Below are 631 nucleotides of genomic sequence, written 5' to 3' on the forward strand. Positions count from 1 at the left end.
CCAGATCAGCGAGCCATAGGCGAAGACGTAGAGATGCCCATCGGCATCCAGCGGCGGGGACGACACCCTCGAAGGCACCTTTGCGAAACGAGTTTCCCTCTATAATCCGTCTCGCATGGCGAAAAAATGGTTGGCCGTCCTGGTGGTGCTGATCGCCCTCGCGGGAGGCGGCGCCTATTACGTCTGGCAGGAGGCCACGTCCCGCCTCGAATCCGAGCTGGCGATCTGGGTCCGGGCTCGCACCGCCGAGGGCTGGCGCATCGCATCGGCGCCGCCGGTGCGCACGGGCTTCCCGCTCTCCGCCGCGCTGAAGCTCGACAATATGCGTGTGGATTCGCCGATGGGCTTCGGCTGGCGCGCGGAACGCGCGACGCTCGCCATCTACCCGCAGGACCCGCGCCAGCTGCGCCTGACGCTCGATGGCGCGCAGACGCTGGTCCATGTCAACGGCAGCACGCCGGTCCAGCAGCGCGCGCTCGCGGTCCGCGTGCGGCTGGACGGCCAGGGCGGCACCCTGGAGGGCGAGGGCCTGCGCATCGGCGACGCGACGGAGATCAACCGCATCTCCGCCGAGATCTTCAACGCCGCCGTCAACATCCGCGCCGACCTCTTCGCGGTGCAGGGCCTGCCA

At 68.9% G+C, this 631-nt stretch carries 1 protein-coding gene; it reads left to right on the forward strand.

Annotation, left to right across the window (positions count from 1 at the left end; translation table 11 throughout):
* Window positions 1–115: 115 nt before the first annotated feature.
* The coding region (locus AC1DWF_RS35775) for a DUF2125 domain-containing protein (protein ID WP_476843198.1) at window positions 116–631 on the forward strand (516 nt) is incomplete at its 3' end.

The sequence above is a fragment of the Aminobacter sp. P4_D5 genome, assembly GCF_056401815.1.